This window comes from Ventosimonas gracilis (assembly GCF_001580025.1).
Lineage (GTDB): Bacteria > Pseudomonadota > Gammaproteobacteria > Pseudomonadales > Pseudomonadaceae > Ventosimonas > Ventosimonas gracilis.
Window position 1 is genome coordinate 1 of record NZ_LSZO01000151.1, and the last position, 9,424, is coordinate 9,424.

The 9,424-nt window shown below is 55.3% G+C and carries 10 protein-coding genes; 2 read left to right on the top strand and 8 right to left on the bottom strand.

Annotation, left to right across the window (positions count from 1 at the left end; genetic code table 11):
• The 6 genes from AXE65_RS13325 to AXE65_RS07055 form a co-directional block, all read right to left on the bottom strand.
• A partial coding sequence (locus AXE65_RS13325) for a GTP-binding protein (protein ID WP_239685046.1) occupies positions 1-102 on the bottom strand: 102 nt, incomplete at its 3' end.
• Between the two features lie 33 nt (positions 103-135).
• Positions 136-2,256: an elongation factor G gene (gene fusA, locus AXE65_RS07035; protein ID WP_068390069.1), complete on the bottom strand. Its 2,121-nt coding sequence runs from the start codon at positions 2,254-2,256 to the stop codon at positions 136-138.
• Positions 2,257-2,366: 110 nt separating this feature from the next.
• On the bottom strand, positions 2,367-2,837 hold the full coding sequence (gene rpsG / locus AXE65_RS07040; protein ID WP_068390048.1) for a 30S ribosomal protein S7: 471 nt from the start codon (positions 2,835-2,837) through the stop codon (positions 2,367-2,369).
• 95 nt (positions 2,838-2,932) lie between these two features.
• Positions 2,933-3,304 carry a 30S ribosomal protein S12 gene (gene rpsL, locus AXE65_RS07045; protein WP_068390051.1) on the bottom strand — a complete coding sequence of 124 codons (372 nt, stop codon included), beginning with the start codon at positions 3,302-3,304 and terminating at the stop codon, positions 2,933-2,935.
• Between the two features lie 182 nt (positions 3,305-3,486).
• A complete protein-coding gene (nth, locus tag AXE65_RS07050) occupies positions 3,487-4,122 on the bottom strand; it encodes an endonuclease III (protein ID WP_068390054.1) in 636 nt (211 codons plus the stop codon).
• Positions 4,119-4,829: an RnfABCDGE type electron transport complex subunit B gene (locus AXE65_RS07055; RefSeq protein ID WP_068390057.1), complete on the bottom strand. Its 711-nt coding sequence runs from the start codon at positions 4,827-4,829 to the stop codon at positions 4,119-4,121. The genes nth and AXE65_RS07055 overlap by 4 nt, the downstream gene beginning before the upstream one ends.
• Before the next feature lie 125 nt (positions 4,830-4,954).
• On the opposite strand from AXE65_RS07055, the gene AXE65_RS07060 reads away from it, so the two are divergent.
• Together AXE65_RS07060 and AXE65_RS07065 are read left to right on the top strand one after the other, a co-directional pair.
• A complete protein-coding gene (locus AXE65_RS07060) occupies positions 4,955-5,839 on the top strand; it encodes an acyl-CoA thioesterase (RefSeq protein WP_068390060.1) in 885 nt (294 codons plus the stop codon).
• Positions 5,835-6,425 (top strand): HAD family hydrolase, encoded by a 591-nt coding sequence (locus tag AXE65_RS07065; protein ID WP_068390072.1) that lies wholly within the window; start codon positions 5,835-5,837, stop codon positions 6,423-6,425. Before AXE65_RS07060 ends, AXE65_RS07065 begins: the two co-directional genes overlap by 5 nt.
• A gap of 99 nt (positions 6,426-6,524) precedes the next feature.
• On the opposite strand, the gene AXE65_RS07070 is transcribed toward AXE65_RS07065, so the two are convergent.
• The gene (locus AXE65_RS07070) at positions 6,525-7,805 is read right to left on the bottom strand and encodes an OprD family porin (protein WP_068390063.1); all 1,281 of its coding nucleotides are present in this window, start codon (positions 7,803-7,805) and stop codon (positions 6,525-6,527) included.
• A 400-nt stretch (positions 7,806-8,205) separates the two neighbouring features.
• A complete protein-coding gene (locus AXE65_RS07075) occupies positions 8,206-9,339 on the bottom strand; it encodes an OprD family porin (RefSeq protein WP_068390066.1) in 1,134 nt (377 codons plus the stop codon).
• Between the last annotated feature and the right edge of the window lie 85 nt (positions 9,340-9,424).

Here is a 9,424-nt window from a genome sequence, read left to right on the forward strand (position 1 = left end):
TCTGGTCAGCGCAGCGGTCAATGTGGTTTTGCCGTGGTCAACGTGCCCAATGGTGCCCACGTTGATGTGCGGTTTGTTGCGTTCAAATTTCTCTTTAGCCACGGTAGTGCACCTCTTGCTTAATTTAAGTTCAAATCAACCTTGTTTTTTAACCAGCGCTTCGACGATGTTCGACGGCGCTTCGGCGTATTTGGAAAATTCCATGGAGTAGCTGGCACGCCCTTGCGACATGGAGCGCACGTCTGTTGCGTAGCCGAACATTTCTCCTAACGGAACCTCGGCGCGGATTACCTTACCAGAAACCGAGTCTTCCATGCCCTGAATCAGCCCGCGACGGCGGTTGAGGTCGCCCATCACGTCGCCCATGTAGTCTTCAGGCGTGACCACTTCCACCTTCATAATGGGTTCGAGCACCTTGCCACCGCCTTTTTGCGCGAGCTGCTTGGTCGCCATCGAGGCGGCGATTTTAAACGCCATTTCGCTGGAGTCCACATCATGGTAGGAGCCGTCATAGACGGTCGCTTTCAGACCAATCAGCGGGTATCCGGCGACGATGCCGTTTTTCATCTGCTCTTCAATACCTTTTTGAATGGCCGGGATATATTCCTTCGGAATCACGCCGCCGACGATTTCATTGGTAAAGATAAGCCCTTCAGTGATATTGCCTTTTTCATCCACATCGGGCGTTGCGAAGCGAATCCAGCAATGGCCGAACTGGCCGCGCCCGCCGGACTGGCGAACAAACTTGCCTTCAATCTCAATGCCGTCTTTGGAGATGGTTTCGCGGTAGGCGACCTGCGGCTTGCCGATATTGGCCTCAACATTGAACTCGCGCTTCATGCGGTCAACGATGATATCAAGGTGCAGCTCGCCCATGCCGGAAATAATGGTCTGACCGGACTCTTCGTCGGTTTTGACGCGGAACGAAGGGTCTTCCTGCGCCAGCTTGCCAAGGGCAATGCCCATTTTTTCCTGGTCGGCTTTGGTTTTTGGCTCGACCGCGACGGAAATCACCGGCTCGGGGAAGTCCATGCGCTCCAGCACAATCGGCTGCTCAGCCACGCAAAGCGTATCGCCGGTGGTAACGTCTTTCATGCCAATCAGAGCAGCAATGTCACCGGCGCGCACTTCTTTGATTTCTTCGCGCTGGTTAGCGTGCATCTGCACCATACGACCCACGCGCTCTTTTTTGCCTTTGACCGAGTTAATCACCGAGTCGCCAGAAGACAGTACGCCGGAATAGACGCGAACAAAGGTCAAAGTACCGACAAACGGGTCGGTCGCGATTTTGAACGCCAGCGCCGAGAACGGCGCTTTGTCGTCGGCATGACGCTCATCGTGTTGCTCTTCGTTGTCCGGATGACTGCCTTTAATCGCCGGAATATCAATAGGTGCAGGCAGGTAATCAATTACCGCGTCGAGCACTAAAGGCACACCTTTGTTTTTAAAGGAAGAGCCACAAACCGCAGGAACAATCTCGTTTGCCAGCGTACGCAGACGCAGACCTAAGCGGATTTCGTCTTCAGTCAATTCGCCTTCTTCGAGGTATTTGTTCATCAGCTCTTCGTTGGCTTCCGCTGCCGCTTCGACCATGTTCGAGCGGTATTCTTCAGCCTGCGCGAGCATCTCGGCGGGGATCTCCTCCTCGCGGTAGGTCATGCCCTTGTCGTCTTCATTCCACAGAATGGCCTTCATTTTTATCAGGTCAACCTGGCCGACAAAGTTTTCTTCCGCGCCAATGGCAAGCTGTACCGGCACCGGGGTATGTCCCAAACGGTTTTTGATCTGCTCGACCACGCGCAAAAAGTTGGCGCCCTGGCGGTCCATCTTGTTCACGTAGACGATACGCGGCACTTGGTATTTGTTGGCCTGCCGCCAGACGGTTTCCGACTGCGGCTCAACGCCGGAGGTGCCGCAGAACACCACGACCGCGCCATCGAGCACGCGCAGCGAACGCTCCACTTCGATCGTGAAGTCCACGTGCCCGGGCGTATCGATTACGTTGACGCGATGGTCGTCGTACTGGCCGCGCGAGCCTTTCCAGAAGGTTGTGACCGCTGCCGAGGTAATGGTGATGCCGCGCTCTTGCTCTTGCACCATCCAGTCGGTGGTCGCCGCGCCGTCGTGCACTTCGCCCAGCTTGTGGTTGATGCCGGTATAAAAAAGAACCCGCTCGGTCGTGGTGGTTTTGCCTGCGTCCACGTGGGCGCAGATACCAATATTGCGGTAGCGGTTGATGGGGGTTGTACGAGCCACAGGATTAAATCCTATCAATAATTCGGTAAGAAGCGGACTTGGCCGCTTTTGGCAAGCACTGCAAAAACAATGCTTGCCAAGATTTGAAAAGCGTTTTAGCAACGCTCTCCTTAGAAACGATAATGCGAGAACGCCTTGTTGGCTTCGGCCATGCGGTGCACGTCTTCACGTTTTTTCACCGCCGCGCCCTTGCCTTCGGCGGCATCGAGCAGCTCACCGGCCAGACGCAGCGCCATGGATTTCTCGCCGCGCTTGCGCGAAAAATCCACCAGCCAGCGCATGGCAAGCGCGGTGCGGCGCGACGGGCGCACTTCCACCGGCACTTGATAGGTCGCACCGCCGACGCGACGTGCTTTTACTTCGACCAGCGGGGCGATGGCATCCAACGCTTTTTCGAAGATTTCCAGCGGGTCGGCATTTTTGCGTGCTTTGACCGTTTCCAGCGCACCGTAAACGATGCGTTCGGCTACGGCTTTTTTGCCGCTTTCCATTACGTGGTTCATAAACTTGGCGAGAATTTGGCTCCCGTATTTCGGGTCGGCCAGAATTTCCCGCTTGGCAGCTACGCGGCGCCTTGGCATGGATAAGTCCTCAATGGGTCTTCAGGTCAGCCCGGAACTTTGCCCGGCCTTACTCTTATCGACTCAAACTAATAAATTAAAAAAGATTTAAGCGCTTATTTGGGGCGCTTGGCACCGTATTTGGAACGCGCTTGCTTGCGGTCTTTAACGCCGGTGGTATCCAGCGAACCGCGCACCGTGTGATAACGCACACCGGGCAAGTCTTTTACACGACCGCCTCGAATCAGCACCACGCTGTGTTCTTGCAGGTTGTGGCCTTCACCACCGATATAGGAAGTGACCTCGTAGCCATTGGTCAGCCGCACACGGCAAACTTTACGCAGCGCCGAGTTCGGCTTCTTCGGGGTAGTGGTATAAACGCGGGTGCAAACGCCGCGCCGCTGCGGGCAGTTTTGCAGCGCCGGCACGTCGCTTTTTTGCACAACGCGCTTGCGCGGCTTGCGCACCAGTTGATTGATTGTTGCCATCGATTGCTCCGTGGGGTCTTGGCAATACTTAAGCTGATACCAGCCTCGCCAGACGAGACACAAAAATAAATGGCAAAGCCAAACGCCCTGCCAATTTAGGGGTGAATATTCTAAGAGCCTGTAAAATGCCCGTCAAGCTGAAAAACCAAGAGGATACGCGAGAGGCAAGGGAAGCAGCGGCCTTAATCCTTAGGTTTATCCGGGAAGTCACACAAATCCTCAATCCGGCAACTGCCGCATTGGGGTTTGCGCGCTTTGCAAACATAGCGTCCGTGCAAAATCAGCCAGTGGTGTGCGCCTTGCAAATAGGCTTTGGGGACATGGCGCAGCAGGTTTTTTTCGACTTCCAGCACGTTTTTACCCGGAGCAAGGCCGGTGCGGTTGCTGACGCGAAAAATATGGGTATCGACCGCCATCGCCGGCTGCCCGAAAGCGGTATTGAGCACCACATTGGCGGTTTTACGCCCTACCCCGGGCAGCGCTTCCAAGGCTTCACGGGTATTGGGTACTCTACCGGCGTGCTTTTCTATGAGTAAACGACAGGTTTCGATAATGTTTTTCGCCTTGCTGTTATAAAGGCCGATGGTTTTGATGTATTGAGAAAGCCCGGCAACGCCCAAAGCGAGCATCGCATCTGGCGTATTGGCGATGGGGAAAAGCTTTTGCGTGGCTTTGTTGACCCCAACATCGGTTGCCTGCGCCGATAAAATCACGGCAATTAACAGTTCAAACGGCGTTTGATAGTTAAGTTCCGTGGTCGGATTGGGATTGTCTTCACACAGACGACGGAAAATCTCCAAACGCTTGGCCGCGTTCATGGGTTAAGGCTGTCCTGCAAGGCGCGTTCAGCGCTAAATAGCGCTTGGCGTAGTTGTTCGACTTGGGCTTGCAGAGCCTCACTACCGTAGCGCGCCAGTTGTTTTTCAGCCTTTGCCAGCGTCGTACGGGTCATATTGACCTCAATTTTTAGCCGTTTGCTATCGGCGGAGGGAGTGACTGTTAGAGGTGCTGCCGCCCTGCCCTTTTCGGGTTGATTTTGCTGCTGCTCCAAGCGGCTTTGCCGCGCCAGATAGCGACTGCGAAATTGCTCCGCCCGTCCGCGCTGCCTATTGGCTTGTTCGGCAGATAACGGCAGCAGATCAATACAATCGACCGGACAAGGTGCAAGACAGAGTTCGCAGCCGCTGCATTCATCGGCAATGACCGTGTGCATCCATTTGGCCGCGCCAACAATCGCATCAACTGGACAAACCTGAATGCACTTGGTGCAGCCGATACATTCATCCTCTCGAATAAAGGCAAGCTGCACCGGTGCTTGCGGTTGTGCCAGCGGCAGTTCCGGCACTTGCAGCAGTTCGGCCAACTGGCGCACGGTCGCCTGCCCACCGGGCGGGCATTGGTTGATCGGCGCACCTTTTACCAGCGCTTTTGCGTAAGGCAGGCAGCCGTCATAGCCGCATTTACCGCACTGGGTCTGCGGCAGCAGGGCATCGATGGCGTGGATTTGCTTAAGCAAGGCATTCATAAAGCGCGTAAGTATACAAACAACCGCCGCTTCTGTACTTTGTCGCTTCTGCCGGTATTGGGGTGCGCTGGCGGGTTATTAGTACTTTTATGAATGCACCGGCTTATTTAAGAGGATTTTTCGTGATGTCGGCCATGTTAAAGGGATTACTCAGTTTGCTTGCACTTGAGGCGGTTGATGACCATCAGTTTCGCGGTGCCAGTGTGGATTTGGGCTTTCGCCAACTGTTTGGCGGGCAGGCGCTAGGGCAGGCGCTGTCGGCGGCCATTCAGACGGTCGATAGCGAGCGACTGGCGCATTCCATGCACGGTTACTTTCTGCGCCCGGGCGACCCCAAGCAGCCGGTGTTCTATGAGGTAGAGCCGGTGCGTGATGGCGGCAGTTTCAGCACGCGGCGGGTAGTGGCCTCGCAGCAGGAAGGCGCACCGATTTTCTTCGCCAGTGTGTCCTTTCAAAAGCCTGAGCAAGGCTATGTCCATCAGCAGTCGATGCCGGATGTACCGGCACCTGAGGACGTCCCCTCGCAACTGGACTATTTAAAAGAAACGGTCGGCGACAAGCTACCGAAAGGTTTTCTCGCGCGTTTTTCCTTTAAGCCACCGGTAGAAGTGCGCCAAGTGCCGCATCAATGGCTGCCAGACGGTACGGCGGAGCCGCGCCAGTACATTTGGATACGCGCGAGCGGCGCGATGCCGGATGATGTTGCCGCGCACCAAAGGCTGCTCGCCTGGATGTCCGACATCAGTCTACTGGCGACCGCGCTGCTGCCGCATGGCATCACCGTGTGGGACAAAAGCCTGCAAATCAGCAGCCTCGACCACGCGCTGTGGTTCCACCAGCCGCCGCGCTTGGACCAATGGCTGCTCTATGCGATGGACAGCCCCTGGACGGGCAAAGGGCGCGGCTTTACCCGTGGGCAATACTTCAATCAAGAAGGTGTTTTAGTCGCCGAAGTCGCGCAAGAAGGCTTAATGCGTCAACGCAAGGATTGGGCATCGCTTGGCTATTGAACAATTACGCCACGCACGGCACTGGGTATTTGACCTGGACGGCACATTAACCTGTGCCGTGCATGACTTTGCCGCCATCCGCAAGGCGCTCGACATTCCACCGGAAGCGGACATCTTGCACCATCTGGCCGCCTTGCCCAAAAACCAGGCCGCCAGCAAACGCAAATGGCTACTGGAGCACGAACGAACGCTGGCACTCGCCGCCCGCACCACACCCGGCGCGCTAGAGTTGGTCCGCGAACTACAAAGGCGCGGCTGTCAACTTGGCATTTTGACGCGCAACAGCCGCGAGTTGGCGCTGCTATCCCTGCAAGCCATTGGCCTTGCAGGCTGCTTTGCCGCCACCGATGTGATTGGCCGCGACGAACTGCCGCCCAAACCTGACCCTGCTGGGCTTTTGCATCTGGCCGCGCAGTGGCAGGTCAGCCCGCAAGACTTGGTGATGGTCGGCGACTACCGCTTTGACCTTGAATGCGCCAAAGCGGCGGGCAGTCTTGCGATTCTGGTCGGCCTGCCAGAGAACCCTTGGCCTGCGCTTGCCGATCTGTTCGCCAAAGACTGCGGGCAGCTTTTGACGATGCTTTAGGGTCTGTTCCCGCAAGCAGGCGAGGGGAGGAAAGCACGTACTTTCAATAGACAGGATGCAACTCCCCTCGCCCATTTTTATGGGCGAGGGGCAGCTACGCTACCAACTGTAGCTGTAACCGATATAAACGCGGTTTTCGTCCATATCATCCGCCAAGTCGGTACGCGACACGGCGTTACGCCAACGCACGTAGGCGTTTTTCAGCACGCCTTGTTGTACGGTGTAACGAATGTCGATATTGCGCTCCCACTCTTTGCCGCGCTCGCGGGTCGTGCCAATTTTGGCGTGGTCGCCCCGTAAATAGCGGGTCATAAAGGTAAGGCCAGGTACGCCGATGGCAGCAAAGTCGTAGTCATAGCGGGCTTGCCAAGAACGCTCACCGGCATTGGCAAAATCGCTGATTTGCACATAGTTGATCAGGTACGGGTCGCTGCCTGCAATATAGGCCATAGCGGTATCGCCGCTCATCTGCTGCCAGCCAGCCGATAGCCCATGGCCGTTTTGCAGCTTGTAGCTAAGCATGGCGTTAAAAGCGCGATTATCGACCTTGCCTGCTTTGTGCTTGCCACTGTCGTGACTGGTGGTTAATCGCCAGTCACTTTTTAACGTACCGGTACCCAGCTTATGACTGGAAGTCAGCCCGAAAAAGTGCTGACGGTAAATGTCATCCAACTCGCCGTACCAGTAGCGCCCGCTGTAATTTTCGTTAAAGCGGTAATCCGCACCGACAAAGGAAAAATCATCGGCCTCAATGCCGCCCGGATAGCGCCCGTTACTGGATGACAGTTGCAGTTTTTCCGCATTGGTCGAGTCGCGCCCAATCACCTTCGACAGCCGTCCGGCGGACAGCGACAAGTCCGCCCATTCAAGGCTGCCAAGCGTTGCACCCTCAAAGGTCTGCGGCATCAAGCGGCTGGTGCTGGAGGCCACCAGCGGGTTATCCATTACATGGCTGCCGTAACGCAGCTCGGTTTGCGATAGCTTGAGCTTGCCGACTAACCCCAGGCGGCTGTACTCATCCGCCGAATGCCCATCATCATGGCGAGGAAACAAACCGGTTCGCGTGCGCCCAGACCCGGAATCGAGTTTGACGGCAAACCAGCCGATGGCATCAATGCCAACGCCTACCGTGCCTTCGGTATAACCCGAACGCGCATTCAGCGCAAAACCCTGCCCCCACTCCTTGCGGTCGTCCGGGCCGCTGCGGTAATCACGGTTGAAGTAGAGATTGGTGGTGCTTAGGGTGATTTTTTTATCGCCGATAAAATCCGCCCATCCCGCCGGACTTGCCAGCAGCCAAGCTGCCGCCAATGTCATGCAGAAACCCGCGGGTGGACGAACGCTTTGCAGCGACAAAGCAGGCTTTATTGAGCGATGCATGAGGAGTTCTCCTATACGGTTTTGATTGCAGGCATTCAGCGAAACTGGGCACTGAAGTCCACGGATAAAACTGGGACTGTGGTTTTTCGTGCCCCTTATTGGCGGACACAGACAACCGTTGGCATAACCTTACCTTATTCTTTTTAATCGCTAAAAATAATTTAAATTTTTATTTTTAGCGTAAAAAGAAATAACAAGTAGGTTAAGCGGTACCAGTCAACCCGTGCGACCCAAGCCAAGCAAAACGGATTATTGGCAACCTTTATGACCAAGGTATGACGGCACCCGTTTTCCGCTAAAACCGCTGTTTGAGTTTGGCAGCCGCCGTGTCAACCGTAAGATTTTGTTTGTATCTGTCTTGCCATTAACCGCATGGAAGATAAATAAGACGGTTACAGGACTACCAACGGTAGCTGTAGCCGATATAGAGGCGGTTTTCGTTGATGTCATCGTTTGCCAAATCGCTGCGCAGCATACCGTTGCGAAAGTGCAGCCAGACATTTTTCAGTACACCCTGCTGCACCGTATAGCGAATATCAATGTCGCGCTCCCACTCTTTGCCGCGCTCGCGGGTCATGCCAGTTTTGCTGTGGTCGCCATGTAGATAACGGGTCATAAAGGCAAGACCCGGCACGCCCAGTGCGGCAGAGTCATAGTCGTAACGTAGCTGCCAGGAACGTTCACCGGCATTGGCAAAATCATTGATTTGTACAAAGTTCAGAAGATATGGCGCACTTCCCGCTACGCCAGCAAAACCGGTCGCACCGCTCATCTGCTGCCAGCCCAGCGACAGACCCTGTCCACTTTTCAGCGTATAGCTGAGCATGGCGTTAAAGGCGCGGTTATCCACCCTGCCCGCTTTGCCTTGACCGCTGTCTCGACTGACCATCAGCCGCCAGTCGCTTTTTAATGTGCCGTTGCCCAGCTTGTGTCTGGAAGTCAGCCCGAAAAAATGCTGGCGATAGATGTCTTCCAGTTCGCCATACCAATAGCGCCCGCTGTACGCCTCGTTAAAGCGGTAATCGGCACCGACAAAAAACAGCAGATCGGCCTCAATGCCCGCCGGATAGCGTCTATTGCGAGCACTGATGCGCAGTTTTTGCGCATCGGTCGAATCGCGTGCAATCACCTTGGACAGCCGTCCGCCAGACAAGGACAATCCGCCCCATTCGCGGCTCTCCAGCGTGACACCCTCATAGCTTTGCGGCATCAAGCGGCGAGTGTTGGAAACCACCAGCAGGGGGATGTCGGCCAGATGACTGCCGTAGCGCAACTCGGTGGCCGACCATTTCATTTTGCCGGTAAGCCCTAAACGGCTGTATTCATTAGCCGAATGGCCGTCATCATGACGAGGAAACAGCCCCGTCCCGGTACGCCCTGCCCCCGAGTCGAGCTTGAGCGCAAACCAGCCGATGGCATCGATGCCAAAACCTATCCTGCCTTCGCTGTAACCCGAACGGGCATCCAGTTCAAAACCTTGTCCCCACTCTTTGCGGTCAGCCGAACCACTGCGGTAATCGCGGTTGAAATACAAAGGGTCTTAGGAAGCAAACATGTTTTTATGGCATGATAACTTCCTGATATGACTGGTAAAAATAGGTACTTCAAACGTTCGAAAA